Origin of the sequence: Micromonospora sp. D93, assembly GCF_018070365.1 — a bacterium.
In the GTDB taxonomy this organism is placed as follows: domain Bacteria; phylum Actinomycetota; class Actinomycetes; order Mycobacteriales; family Micromonosporaceae; genus Micromonospora; species Micromonospora ureilytica.
On the sequence record NZ_JAGPXW010000002.1, the window covers coordinates 252095 to 264242 of the forward strand.

The window sequence follows — 12148 nt, forward strand, 5'->3', positions numbered from 1 at the left end:
TCGGGTGCTTCCCGACTCTTCCGATCGGATCACCATGTCTCTTACCGAGTTGTCCGGCACGCCGACGCCGGAACCTTCCACGACCGCCGAGAAACCGGCCCGGCCGGCCCGGCGCACGTCAGCGTTCGGTGCGCTGCTGCTGCGGCTGCATTTCTACGCCGGCATCCTCGTCGCCCCGTTCCTGGTGGTCGCCGCACTGACCGGCCTGGCCTTCACCACCACCCCGCAGCTCGACACGATCCTCTACGGAGACCAGTTGACCGTCGCCCAGGTGGGTGACCGTCAACTCCCGGTGGCCGAGCAGATCGGGGCCGCGCGTAACGCGCACCCGGACGGCAGCATCACCACAGTGCAACCCGGCGACGGCGACCGGACCACAAAGGTGGTCTTCTCCCTTCCCGAGCTCGGCGAGAACCAGCACACCGTCTACATCAACCCGTACACCGCCGAGTCGCAGGGGCAGCTCACCACCTGGTTCGGGTCCACGCCGGCCACCACCTGGTTGGACGACCTGCACCGCCACCTGCACCTGGGCCCGGTGGGCGAGAACTACTCCGAGCTGGCCGCGAGCTGGCTGTGGGTGATGGCGCTCGGCGGGGTCATCCTCTGGTGGCGTCGGCGCGGCGCCGCCCGAGCCGCCGCCCGGCATCTGCTGGTGCCGGACCTGTCCACCGGTAAGGGTGTCCGCCGTACCCGAGGGTGGCACGCCACCACAGGCATCTGGCTCACCATCGGGCTCCTGTTCCTCTCGGTCACCGGATTGACCTGGTCCCGCTATGCCGGTGCGAACTTCGCCGCCGGCCTCGACGCGCTCAGCGCCCGCACTCCGGAGATCTCCACCAGCCTCACCGTCGGCCCCACCGCCCCTGCCGAGACCGGTGGGGGCCACGAGCACGGCGCCGCCGGGGCGGGCGGGGTCGTCGAGTCGGCGGCCTTCGATCGGGTCCTGGCGGTCGCTCGCGACGCGGGCCTCGCCGGTCCGGTCGAGATCACTCCCGCGCCGGAGCCCGGCTCCGCCTGGACCGTCACGCAGGTCGACAACACCTGGCCGGTCGCCAAGGACCGCATCGCCGTCGACCCGTCCTCCAACACTGTCACCGCCCGCAGCGACTTCGCCGACTGGCCGCTGCTGGCGCAACTGAGCGGCCTCGGCATCCAGGCCCACATGGGGATCCTCTTCGGCCTGGTCAACCAGATCCTGCTCGCCGCGCTCGCCCTCGGGCTGCTCTGCGTCATCTTCTGGGGCTACCGGATGTGGTGGCAGCGCCGACCCACCCGCGTCGACCGCCGCGCCCTCGCCGGGACCCCGCCGGCCCGCGGCGGCGTACGCGGCCTGCCGCTCTGGGCGCTGCTGATCGGCGTACCGGTGACCGTGGCGATCGGCTGGGCGCTGCCCCTCTTCGGGCTCACAGTGCTCGCCTTCCTCGTCATCGACGTCGTGGTGGGGGCGGTGTCTCGACGCCGACGACCTGCCGCCGCTCCCACCTCCCCGGCACCCGCCGGGAGCTGATCCACAGGTCCGGCCGTCCGTTCCACGACGGACGGCCGGACGCCTGCCTCAGATCACTACCTGTTTGGTGTTCGGCAGGTTGTCGACGATCGACCTCTGCACGTTGATCGTGTCGGCGATGATCTCGTGGGGCGTGTTGGCCATCCACTGCATCACCGAGATGTCCTCGAACCGGGGATGGCGGAACATCTCCAGGAACACCAGCGGCTCGTCGCCGGTGTTCTCGATGTAGTGGCCGTACGCGAAGGGCACGTAGCCCACGTCACCGGCCTGGAAGTCGAACGTCCGGGCGGCGGCCTGCGACGCGAAGACGCCCATCCGCCCGGTGCCGGAGATGTAGTACTGCCACTCGTCGGTGGTGGGGTGCCAGTGCAACTCGCGCATCCCTCCCGGCTCGACCTCGACCAGGGCCGCGGCAGTGGTCACGGAGGCGGCGAAGTTGGTCGAGTCGGTGATCCGGACCGTTCCGCCCCGGAAGCGCTGCGGGGTCTGCGCGAGCATCCGGTGCTTGAAGCTTCGGGGGATGTCACCGGTCGGACTGACCACCCGGTCCTGTTGCAGGGGCGGTGGGACGTCGCCCTGGAAGATGTACTTCTCCCGCTCCGGCAGGTTCTCCATCTGGTCCAGCGTCCAGCCGAAGTTCTTGGCCAGGACGTGCCGGGGCGTGTGCGCGAAGAAGTCGCTGAGCAGGAACGTGTTGTTCTCCGAGAACGCGCCGTCGTCGAAGACCAGCAGGAACTGCGCGCCGTTCTCCAACGCCTGGATGTTGTGCGGCACACCCTGCGGAAAGAACCACAGGTCGCCTGCCTTCACGTCCTCGATGAAGTTGCGTCCCTCGTGGTCGACGGCGCTGATCCGGCAACTGCCGCTGAGCATGTACGCCCACTCCGACTGCTGGTGCCAGTGGATCTCCCGGTACGCGCCCGGCTCGAGACCGAACTGGACGCCGGACAACTGACTGGCGATCGGGAGGTCGCGGTTGGTGACCTCCCGGGTCCAGCCGCCCTTCTCCACCCGGGTGTGCGCCTGCGAGAACGAGAACTTGAGGTTGGGCACCAGGCGGCTGTCGGTCGTCGGCGGCACCAGGAGGTCCGGGTTCTGCCGCTCAAGCTCGACGTCACGGCCCGCGAAGGGCGCGGCGCCCTGGTCGCCGCGTCGCGGCTCGGGATCGCTGTTCGCCATGATCGCTGTCTCCTCAATCGGGTTGGATCGGACGGGACGCGGCAACGGCTCCGCCCCGCAGCCGTAGCCGGGACGAGGTCCCCAGCAGGGCACGCACTCCGGGCCAGCCGTACTGGACCGCGATCGCGACCGGGATCACCGCCGCGGTCGCCATCAGCACCAGGCGGGTCCACGCCGGAGCGTGACCACCCGCCCCGGTGCCGGCATAGAGGACGAACATCAGCAGTACGACCCGCAGCCGATGCAGGCCGGGAAGTTCGGTGAGCTGGGCCATGGTTCGATGATCGGTGCCGAACACCGACCGTCGCATCACGTGATCGCGCCATTACCACACGTCAAATTCCGGACGGCGACGGCCATTCGGCGCAATCGCGCCGGTTCGTCGATCTGGTCGCCGGCACCTACCACCGTGGCTAGGCTCGGTCGTAGGACGGCATGTCGACGCGCCTGGTAACAACCGGGGAGAACGCCATTGTCCGAATCACCCTTCACCGCCGGAACGATTCCGGCCGACGACATCTCCGCCGACGCCGAGCAACGACGGCACCGGCTGTTCGCCACTGCGGATCAGCTCCGGCTCGCCGGGCGCGGGATGGAGGCGCTGCATGTACTGGCGGCGGAGATCGCGACGAGTCGCAGCGGCGAGCGCCACCGCGCTCACCTGCTCGGCCGCCTGGCGCAGACCGTGGCACTGGAGCAGCCGACCATCGCTCTCGCCGGTCTCCGGGAGGCGCTGAACCTTCGACTGGACGCCCGCAGCCGCAGCACAGTGCTCGCCCTGGTCGCCACGGTCGCGGCCCGCACGGGACATCCGGACACCGATGCCCTGCTCCGCGAGGCGGGCACCGCGCACGCCGCGTCGGGTGACCAGTCGTCCGCTCGCCACCTCGCCCTCGGTCGGGCCGCCCGCTCGCTCGCGTACGGCGATCTGCCGGGCGCCCAGGCCGTGCTGGCGGCCCTGGATCCGGACTCCTGGGCGGCACGAGCCGACGCATCGTCCATCCGGGCCGAACGGGTCCTCGTGCAGCTCGGCCTGGGCCGGCATCAGGACGCGCGGACCGCCACCCGCCGGGCGCCCGGCGAGGCCGATGTTTCGAGCACCGGGCTGACCGCGCTGAACTGCCTGCGCATGGTGGCCGTGGGAGAGCTGCCCGAGGCGGCCGCACTGGCCGTCACGGCGCTCAGTTCCGGCTCGGCGGACCTCAGTAGCGGGGTGCGTGCCCTGTTGGTCGCGGTGATCGGCGAGGTCCGCTACCGCCGTGGCGAACACGACGACGCACGCGCCATCCTCCGCACCTGCCTCGCCGAGGAACGATGGCCCGACCGGACGATGTGGAGCCTCGCGTTTTGCGTGGCGGTCCGTGACCCCGCCCTCAGTGCGCCCGCTGGCCTCCTCACCAGGATCGTCGCCGACCTGCACCGGTCGGTCCGGCCGCTCCTGCCGGTGCCGCACGTCGGCCCCCGACTGGTACGCGCGGCGGTGGCCACTGGCGACACCCTGGCCGCCCGCCGGGTCACCGAACTGGTCGAGCTGGTGTCCACGCGTACGCCGGTGCCGCTGTGGCACGCGCTGGCGGACCAGAGCCGGGGGTTGCGTGACGGCGACCCGGACGCGCTCCGGTCGGCGGTCGACAGGCTGCGCACCACCGCCGCTCGGCCGGCGCTGGCCGACGCGTTGCTCGATCTCGCCAACAGCCCTCGGCTGCGATCCGGGGAGGCGCGCGATGCCGCGTACGAGGCGGCTGCCCTCTACGCGCGAATCGGCGCCCCGGGCGACCAGGCGACTGCCGACCGGCGCTGCGCCGACCTATCCGCCACCCCGCGCCACCGGCAGTCGATCGACGGGCCGCCAGGCGGGGGCATCGGCGCGCTCACCCCCGCCGAGGAGCGGGTGGCCGAGATGCTCGCCGCCGGCGCCACGAAGAAGGAGGCTGCCAGGAGCCTCTTCGTCTCCTTCCACACCGTGGACACCCAACTCCGCTCCATATATCACAAGCTGGGCATCAACAACCGGATGCAGTTGGCGCGGGCCTGGGAACGGACCAGACGATAATCAGCCGATGACCGCGCCAGCCGATTTGACCCCGCTCGCCGAAGCCGTGGAGTGCGAGTTCATGCACTCCTACGAGTCGCAGGCGCCCGGGCCCACGTACACCGATCTCGGGATCGCGACCACCCGCATCGGCGGCGGTGTCGTCCTCGCCATGCGCAACGATCCCTCCGGCGGGTACTGGAGCAAGGCCCTCGGCTTCGGCACCGCCGAGCCGTTCACGGTGCAGACCCTGGATCGCGTCCTCGACTTCTACCGGGAGCAGGGCGTCGACCAGGCCGTCATCCAGCTCGTTCCGTCGGTGCTGCCCGCGGGCTTCGACGAGGTCGCCGCCGCACGTGGCCTCGAGCCGGGGAGCACCTGGGTCAAGCTCGCCGCCCGCCCCGGCGACGTCGCCGCGGCGCAGACCCGCCTGCGCGTCGGCCCGGTGCCGGCCGACGAGGCGCGGCGCTGGGCCGACGTGCTGCTCGCCGGGTTCGGCATGCCGAGCGGTGGGCTCACCGAGATGCTGGCCGCGACGGTCGGCCAGCCGGCGTGGCGACCGTACGCGGCCTGGAACGACGGCGAGCTGGTGGCGGGCGGCAACCTGTTCCTGCACGGCGAGACCGCCTCGCTCAACGCCGCCGCCACGGCCGCCGCTCACCGCGGCCTCGGGGCGCAGTCGGCGCTGATCGCCGCCCGCGCCCGAGCCGCCGCCGAGGCGGGATGCCGGTGGCTGTTCGCCGAGACCGGCAAGCCGGCGCCCGGTCAGCAGAACCCGTCGCTGAACAACATGCGCCGTGCCGGGCTGGTGCCGCTTTACGAACGCCGCAACTGGGTCTGGCGGGCAACTGCCTGAGGGTCACTTCTCGCTGTCGAGCAGCGCCATCGACGCGGTCGCGTACCGCTGGCCGGAGGCGGCACCGGCCGGCACGGCGCGCTCGATCTCGTCCAGCGCGTCCTGGTCGAGCACCAGGTCGACAGCGGCCAGCGACTCGGTCAGCCGGTCCCGCCGCCGCGCCCCGACCAACGGCACGATCTGTTCGCCCTGCGCCGTCGGGGGCAGATAACGATAGCGCCACGCGCCGATAGCGGCGGTTACCCCGAGAAGCGCCACGGCCGATGTCAGGAGTATCCATGGTGGACGCACCGGGTTGGTACGCCGGGACGTGTCGGCGGTAATTCCCGGACGGGTATCGGCGTACCAGTCTCCGTCGCGCTTGCCTGCGGTGACCGATCGGTGCGCGCGATAGCCCAGCGCGCATTTCGAGCAGGCCGAAGAATGTTTGTCCAGCCATATTGCGAACACCAGGCGGATCGATGTCCGCGCGGCGGAGTAGTGCCGTTGGTCTACCCGGCCAAGTCCGGATCGGTAACCTTCAGTGGCCGTTCGAAGAAGGTCTCTAGCACGACGATGGTCTCGGTACCGGTGACGCCGTCGATGTCGAAGGCTTGCCGCAGCACAGCCTGTAGCTGCTCGGGGGTCGAGGTGCGGACCTTCACCAGGAGCGACGCCGACCCGGCGATGATGTGGGCCTCCTGGATCTCGGGGATAGCCGCGAGCGCGTCGCGGGTCGGCGGATTGCCCATCCACGCATTGGCCTGCAGCATGACGAATGCGAGCACACCGCAAGCGACGGCGGCTGGGTCGACGTCGATGGTGGTACGCCGGATGACCCCCCGTTCGCGCAGCTTGCGCACTCGCTCGTGGGCAGACCCCGCCGACAACCCCACCCTCTTGCCGAGATCCGCATACGCCTGCGTGGCGTCGGCCTGCAACGCCGCCAGCAGCGCCAGGTCTATTTCGTCCACCGCAGCCCCCATCTTCAGAACGTGGATTTGGAAAAGCTGCTGTTGACCATATCAGATTCGGGGATGTTAGCATCTTGACGAATGGTGATCAGATCACGATAAGGAGCCCGCGATGGCTGAGACCATCCCCGCCCAGTTCCAGGTGCTCGACGAACGCTTCCAGTGCATCAACGGCGACTTCGTCCTCGAACGCCTACACACCGGCTCACGCAAGACCGAAGGCCCGGCCTACTACCCGGCCGGGCGCTACCTGGTGTGGAGCGACATCCCCAACGACCGGCTTCTGCGCTGGGACGAGACCACCGGCGCCGTCGGTATCTTCCGCCACTCCTCCGGTTACGCCAACGGCAACACCATCGACCGGCAGGGCCGGCTCGTCACCTGCGAGCAGGGCAATCGGCGCGTCACCCGCACCGAACACGACGGTGCCGTCACTGTGCTGGCCGAGCGGTACCAGGGCAAGCGGTTCAACAGCCCAAATGATGTGGTCGTGCGCGCCGACGGCACGATCTGGTTCACCGACCCGAGCTACGGGATCTCCAGCGACTACGAGGGCAACAAGGCCGACAGCGAGTTCGGTGGCGCCTGCTACGTCTTCCGTCTCGACCCAGCCACCGGTGACCTACGGGTGGTCGCCGACGACTTCTGCCGCCCCAACGGCCTAGCCTTCTCCCAAGACGAGCAGCAGCTGTACATTGCGGACACTCGGCAGGAACCCAGCCACATCCGCGTCTTCGACGTCGCCGCCGGGGGCGCCCTGACAGGCGGAAAGATCTTCGCCGAATGCGACAACGGACGTTTCGACGGCGTCCGGTTGGATGAGGCTGGCCGGGTCTGGGCCGCCGCCTGGGACGGCGTGCACTGTTTCGACACGGACGGCACCCTCATCGGCAAGCTCCTGTTGCCCGAATCGGTCGCCAACCTCACCTTCGGGGGCCCGAAGCGCAACTGTCTCTTCATCACCGCCGGGACCAGCGTGTACATGCTGCGGGTCACTGTCAACGGCGCCTGCTACCCCCAGGCGTCCGGAATCGAGCGGTCATGAACGACATCGCGACCGCCGGGCGGACCCGGCACCATCTCGCCCGGAAACTGCAGGTACAGCGAGTCACCACGATGACTCACCGGCAGCACGCCGATCGGTAAGGGTCTGACCCCGTCGGCGGGGCTCACTCGGGCAGCTTCGCCCCCGACTGCTCGCTGACCATGTACGCCGCGTACCAGTCGGGCCAGTTGTCGTCATGCTCCCCCGTACGTTTCTCGTGCTCACCGTGCGCGTCGGCCGCGCGCCGCAGCGCGCTCGCCAGGTCGCTCACGGAGCCGAACGACGTCAGGCCACCCTCGATGCGCCCGGGAAGCCTGTCGGTGATCTCCTGCATCAGCCAGGTGTTGCCGTCCGGGTCGCGCAGCGTGGCGCGCGAGACGTAGCTGCGCCGCTCCGGGTCCGGCCCGTCGACCGGGCCGTCCGGGCTGACATGGAAGACGTCGCCGACCTCGACACCGGCGGCGACAAGGGTGTCCCGGGCCGTCTCGATGTCGGACACGATCAGGTACGCCATGGCCGAGCCGGGTGCCGCCGGCGTGAGCCCGGGGCCGAACTGTACGGAGCACGCGGAGCCGTGCGGCGTCAACTGGACGATGCCGGGCGGGGTCTGGTCGAGCCGCCATCCCAGCCGTTGGTAGAACGTCTTCGACCGGTCGACATCCGAGACCGGGATGACGATCACCTCAAGCTTGACGTCGAGGCTCTCGATGCGCGACGCCGCACTCGCGTCGCCCTGGGCAACCTTCGGGCTCATCGCCGCCCCCTTCCTGATCATCACGCTACTGCTTGCGTCAGTGCTCGGCGCGGGCTTCCCGGCATCAACCCGCCGCCATCCTGGTGGCCCTGCGCACTCCCAGAAGGGCGACCAGGGCGAGGAGGATGACGGCGACGGAGTACTCGTCGGCGGTCCGCGGCAGGCCGCCGGCGTAGACCACGAGGAAGCCGGCGATCACCGTGGGGAGACCGAAGCCGACGTAGCAGACGACGTAGAGCACGGACAGCACGCTGGCGCGTTGGTGCGCCTCGACCAGCGGCATGACCGTCTTGAGGCTGCCCTGGAAGCCGCTGCCGAAGCCGACGCCCCCGAGCGCGAGGCCGACGAAGAAGCCCGGGATGGACTGCGCCATGACCGCCACCAACGTGACGATCATGCCGAGGATGAGCGCGACGATCCCGGTCAGGATCACGGTCCGCGCGGCGGTGTTGCGCTGCACCAGGACGGCGATCGATCCGAAGACGGCGAAGACGAAGAGGACCAGACCGCCGACCACGATCGAGGTGTTCATGAGACTGCGGACAAGCGCCGGGCCGAGCGCGCCGAAGAAGCCGGCCAACGCCCAGACCGCGAACAGCACCGGGACGACGACCAGGACCGGTTGACGTACCGAGCGGGGCAGCGTGATGTCCGGCCGCAGGCTGCGGCGGGCCCCCGCCATCGGCGTGACAGTCTCCGGCATCAGCGCGACCCCGACGGCCTGGATCAGCAGAATCACGAGCAGCACCACGTACACCAGTCGGGTCGGCGCGGGCAGGAACTGGATGAGCAGCGCCGAGAGCAGGGCGCCGCTTCCGGTGCCGATACCGGGGGCGATCGAGTTCGCGAGCGTGCCCCGGGCACGGTCGATGTCGAGCATGGCGGCACCCACGGCGCCGGTGGCGGCGCCGGCGGCCAGCCCCTGCACGAGGCGGGCGACCAGCAGGGCCGCAACGCCGTTGGCGAAGATGAAGACCACCAGCGCGAGCATCTGCACCGCGATCGCGACGGCCAGCACCGGCCGCCGGCCGACGTGGTCGGACAGCTTGCCGAAGATGAGCAGCGACGCCAGCACCGCGAGCGCGTAGACGGCGAACACCACGGTGGTCGTGACCGGCGAGAAGTGCCAGCGCTCCTGGTAAACGCCGTAGAGCGGGGTCGGGGCCGCCGACGCGGCCAGGAACGACACCAGGATCGACGCCAGCAGCACCAGGGAGACCGTCGGTGAGAGTCGGCCCCGCCCCACGATAGGCATGTCGGTGCTCCTCGGCTGCGTGAAAAGCGGTCAGCCTGGGCGTTCCGCCGGCCCCCGGGGCCACGGCGGCGTACCCGGTTGGTGCCGGCACATGCCAGCTCAGCCCCGCCTACAGCTCGGGGTGGCCGAAGAGACCCGGCAGTCCGCCGCTGTGCAGGAAGACGACCCGTTCGCCGCGCGGGAAGCTGCCGGCCAACAGCGCCGCCATCGCCCGACCGGTGTACGTCGGGTCCAGGAAGACCCCCTCCGTGCGCGCGGTCACCTCCAGCGCCGCCCGGACGGCGTCGGTAAGCGTGCGATAGCCGGCACCCACCTGGGTGCCGTCGATCCGCAGCGCGTCCGGCTCGACCTCGCCGACGAGCAGCCCGGCGACCGTCGCCCGGGGGTCCGGCACGGCGCCGACATCCACGCCGATCACCCGCTGCGCACCCAACTCCCGCACCAGACCGGCCATCGTCCCACCCGAGCCGAGCGCCGCCACGACCTCGACCCCGTCGACGGCCGGCAACTGGGCCCGCAGCTCCCGACCACAGTCCACATAACCCTGGATCGACGCGGAGGAGGTGCCGCCGAACGGAATGACGTACGCCGATCGTCGCTCCGCCTCCACCGCCACCACCTCGGCGAGCGGACTGTCTCCGGCCCAGACGATCTCCGCGCCGGCGAGCCCGTCGAGCAGCAGGTTGCCTCGCCTGCTCTCCGGGGGCGGGCCGGCGAGCACCAGCACACAGGAGAGGCCGAGCCGCGCGGCTGCGGCAGCGGTGAGCCGTGCGTGGTTGCTCTGCGGCGCCCCCGAGGTGATCAGCGTGGTGGCGCCGTCGGCGATCGCCTGCGCGCAGGTGTACTGGAGCTTCCGGATCTTGTTGCCGCCTCCCCCGAGGCCGTTGAGGTCGTCACGCTTGAACCAGAGCTCGGCCAGCCCCAGCCGGGCGGCGAGCCGGGGCGCGGCCTCCAACGGCGTCGGCCACGTACCGAGGGGAACGGGTGTGATCATCCGTGCAGCTAAGCACTCCGCGGCCCCGTACGCAGCCGGTCACCGCCGCAGGCGACGACCTGACCGACGGTGGCCGGCGACCGCGGGCGCCCGTGCTGGTCGTCTTCCCGGAAGCCTCGGTCGCCTCAGGTCAGGTCGATCCAATAGTCCAGGTCGACGAGGTCGGCACGCATCACAATCTCTGCCACCTCGACCACCCGATCGAGGACGTACGTCTGCCGAGTGATCACCACTACGTGAACACCGCCAGGGATGCGCAGAGCGTCGACCTCTTCAGGAGTAGGCAACCGCCACCGGGGCCGTTCCCGGATTCCGGTGATCGTGTGCCCGAGGCTGTGGAGCTGCGATGTGTTACCGCCTGGCCAGGGCTCGTTCTCGGGGTCGGCTACCGGAGTGCCAGCGACCATGTCGAGCAGCAGGCATGAGACAGACATCTGCTGCGGCACGCCATGGGTGCGGAACAGGAAGTGACGCTCCAGGAGCATCGTTTCCGGCTCCACTCCGAACAGTTCGGCCTGCACTTTCGTGGCCGGCACTTCTCGGAAGTCCTTGTCCAGGGTGTACGCGGACCAGTCGACCCTCTGATCCGCGGTGAAGGAGGTGCCCAGCTCACCGCTACGAACCTGCTCCAACTCTTCGCGGTAACGCTCGGAGGCCAGGCGACGGACCGGCACGATCGGACGGGCGTAGGTGCCCCGCCCAACCTCCGTCATTGCCAAGCCCTCAGCCCGCAGCAGCGCCAGCGCTTCACGAACGGTCCCCCGCGCGACCGAGAACTCAGCCATCAAGGTCGACTCGCTGGGCAGCAGAGAGCCAGGCGGGATGACACCAGCCTCGATCCGGCGGCGCAGCTCATCAGCGACCAGCCGGTAGCGGCGCGGCTGTGGGTGCGGGGTAGGCACGCCCGTCACCGTACTCCCGATCTACCCAACCGCTCGATCACCACGACACGCACCCTACCTGTCTAGACAGGCTGAATAGACAAGCCTACGGTTGCAGCGTGGCCGGCACACAGAGTGATCTAGGGGTAGGCATTCGGTGTCGGCCACCTCAAACTCTCGGGAGGCTGAGCGTGTGCCGGTGGAAGTGGTTCCAGCGTCCAGACGATCCGGTTGATGTCGTAGCGCAGACCAAGCGTGACGGTCGGCGCGATGCTTGAGCAGCCTCGACCCGAACCGCCGTTCACCGTGATCATGGCTGGGTTCATTGTCGACCTCCACAACCGCTCCAGGTGTCCTCAATGTCGCCCCGACGGCTCCTGCTCGAAACTGAACGGCGCGAGCCGGACCCTGAAGGCGTGGCGAGCGAGGAAGCCGGCATGAAGGCCGGTGACCTCCTACGGATCGACCGAGCGGCAAGCGTTCAGTTCAGGACCCCCATCACTGTGCGTCTCATCAGGGTTCTCGATTGGATCACCTACGACGGCTGGGCCTGGATCGACTGTTATCAGCTCAACAACAAGGGTGACGCCATCGAACGACGTGAGCTGTACCTGATGCCCGAGCGGGTGCAGGTGCTGTCGCGTCCATCACCCAGGCCCGCTGCCGCCAAACGGTAATGTGGACCG

At 69.6% G+C, this 12148-nt stretch carries 13 protein-coding genes; 5 read left to right on the forward strand and 8 right to left on the reverse strand.

The window, feature by feature from the left end:
- Positions 1 to 34 precede the first annotated feature (34 nt).
- Positions 35 to 1510, forward strand: a complete 1476-nt coding sequence (locus KBX71_RS03300; protein WP_210816452.1) for a PepSY domain-containing protein — start codon at positions 35 to 37, stop codon at positions 1508 to 1510.
- Between the two features lie 48 nt (positions 1511 to 1558).
- On the opposite strand, the gene KBX71_RS03305 is transcribed toward KBX71_RS03300, so the two are convergent.
- The gene (locus KBX71_RS03305; protein WP_210816453.1) at positions 1559 to 2692 is read right to left on the reverse strand and encodes a cupin domain-containing protein; all 1134 of its coding nucleotides are present in this window, start codon (positions 2690 to 2692) and stop codon (positions 1559 to 1561) included.
- Positions 2693 to 2705: 13 nt separating this feature from the next.
- Positions 2706 to 2966, reverse strand: a complete 261-nt coding sequence (locus tag KBX71_RS03310; RefSeq protein ID WP_210816454.1) for a hypothetical protein — start codon at positions 2964 to 2966, stop codon at positions 2706 to 2708.
- 198 nt (positions 2967 to 3164) lie between these two features.
- Here KBX71_RS03310 and KBX71_RS03315 point away from each other — a divergent pair, with 198 nt between their 5' ends.
- Both KBX71_RS03315 and KBX71_RS03320 read left to right on the forward strand, forming a co-directional pair.
- Positions 3165 to 4745: a helix-turn-helix transcriptional regulator gene (locus tag KBX71_RS03315; RefSeq protein ID WP_210816455.1), complete on the forward strand. Its 1581-nt coding sequence runs from the start codon at positions 3165 to 3167 to the stop codon at positions 4743 to 4745.
- 7 nt (positions 4746 to 4752) lie between these two features.
- Complete coding sequence (locus tag KBX71_RS03320) at positions 4753 to 5580, forward strand: GNAT family N-acetyltransferase (RefSeq protein ID WP_210816456.1); 828 nt, start codon at positions 4753 to 4755, stop codon at positions 5578 to 5580.
- 3 nt (positions 5581 to 5583) lie between these two features.
- Here KBX71_RS03320 and KBX71_RS03325 read toward each other — a convergent pair whose 3' ends face one another.
- Positions 5584 to 5838: a hypothetical protein gene (locus tag KBX71_RS03325; RefSeq protein WP_210816457.1), complete on the reverse strand. Its 255-nt coding sequence runs from the start codon at positions 5836 to 5838 to the stop codon at positions 5584 to 5586.
- Positions 5839 to 6071: 233 nt separating this feature from the next.
- Positions 6072 to 6545, reverse strand: a complete 474-nt coding sequence (locus KBX71_RS03330) for an Lrp/AsnC family transcriptional regulator (protein ID WP_210816458.1) — start codon at positions 6543 to 6545, stop codon at positions 6072 to 6074.
- Positions 6546 to 6645: 100 nt separating this feature from the next.
- Here KBX71_RS03330 and KBX71_RS03335 point away from each other — a divergent pair, with 100 nt between their 5' ends.
- Positions 6646 to 7578 carry an SMP-30/gluconolactonase/LRE family protein gene (locus tag KBX71_RS03335; RefSeq protein ID WP_210816459.1) on the forward strand — a complete coding sequence of 311 codons (933 nt, stop codon included), beginning with the start codon at positions 6646 to 6648 and terminating at the stop codon, positions 7576 to 7578.
- A gap of 124 nt (positions 7579 to 7702) precedes the next feature.
- Here the strand turns inward: KBX71_RS03335 and KBX71_RS03340 are convergent, their stop codons facing one another.
- The 4 genes from KBX71_RS03340 to KBX71_RS03355 form a co-directional block, all read right to left on the reverse strand.
- Positions 7703 to 8332, reverse strand: coding sequence for a VOC family protein (locus tag KBX71_RS03340; protein WP_210816460.1), 630 nt, complete (start codon positions 8330 to 8332; stop codon positions 7703 to 7705).
- Between the two features lie 64 nt (positions 8333 to 8396).
- Positions 8397 to 9587: an MFS transporter gene (locus tag KBX71_RS03345; RefSeq protein WP_210816461.1), complete on the reverse strand. Its 1191-nt coding sequence runs from the start codon at positions 9585 to 9587 to the stop codon at positions 8397 to 8399.
- 109 nt (positions 9588 to 9696) lie between these two features.
- Entirely contained in the window at positions 9697 to 10581 is an 885-nt protein-coding gene (locus tag KBX71_RS03350; RefSeq protein WP_210816462.1) for a pyridoxal-phosphate dependent enzyme, read from the reverse strand.
- A 125-nt stretch (positions 10582 to 10706) separates the two neighbouring features.
- Positions 10707 to 11483 carry a GntR family transcriptional regulator gene (locus tag KBX71_RS03355; RefSeq protein WP_210816463.1) on the reverse strand — a complete coding sequence of 259 codons (777 nt, stop codon included), beginning with the start codon at positions 11481 to 11483 and terminating at the stop codon, positions 10707 to 10709.
- A gap of 395 nt (positions 11484 to 11878) precedes the next feature.
- On the opposite strand from KBX71_RS03355, the gene KBX71_RS03360 reads away from it, so the two are divergent.
- On the forward strand, positions 11879 to 12139 hold the full coding sequence (locus KBX71_RS03360) for a hypothetical protein (RefSeq protein WP_307846944.1): 261 nt from the start codon (positions 11879 to 11881) through the stop codon (positions 12137 to 12139).
- Positions 12140 to 12148: the final 9 nt, after the last annotated feature.

What these genes read in the sequence shown, in the direction of transcription:
- KBX71_RS03300 (WP_210816452.1), top strand. Translation starts at nt 35, where the DNA reads ATGTCTCTTACCGAGTTGTCCGGCACGCCGACGCCGGAACCTTCCACG.
- KBX71_RS03305 (WP_210816453.1), bottom strand. Translation starts at nt 2,692, where the DNA reads ATGGCGAACAGCGATCCCGAGCCGCGACGCGGCGACCAGGGCGCCGCG.
- KBX71_RS03310 (WP_210816454.1), bottom strand. Translation starts at nt 2,966, where the DNA reads ATGGCCCAGCTCACCGAACTTCCCGGCCTGCATCGGCTGCGGGTCGTA.
- KBX71_RS03320 (WP_210816456.1), top strand. Translation starts at nt 4,753, where the DNA reads ATGACCGCGCCAGCCGATTTGACCCCGCTCGCCGAAGCCGTGGAGTGC.
- KBX71_RS03330 (WP_210816458.1), bottom strand. Translation starts at nt 6,545, where the DNA reads ATGGGGGCTGCGGTGGACGAAATAGACCTGGCGCTGCTGGCGGCGTTG.
- KBX71_RS03335 (WP_210816459.1), top strand. Translation starts at nt 6,646, where the DNA reads ATGGCTGAGACCATCCCCGCCCAGTTCCAGGTGCTCGACGAACGCTTC.
- KBX71_RS03340 (WP_210816460.1), bottom strand. Translation starts at nt 8,332, where the DNA reads ATGAGCCCGAAGGTTGCCCAGGGCGACGCGAGTGCGGCGTCGCGCATC.
- KBX71_RS03345 (WP_210816461.1), bottom strand. Translation starts at nt 9,587, where the DNA reads ATGCCTATCGTGGGGCGGGGCCGACTCTCACCGACGGTCTCCCTGGTG.
- KBX71_RS03350 (WP_210816462.1), bottom strand. Translation starts at nt 10,581, where the DNA reads ATGATCACACCCGTTCCCCTCGGTACGTGGCCGACGCCGTTGGAGGCC.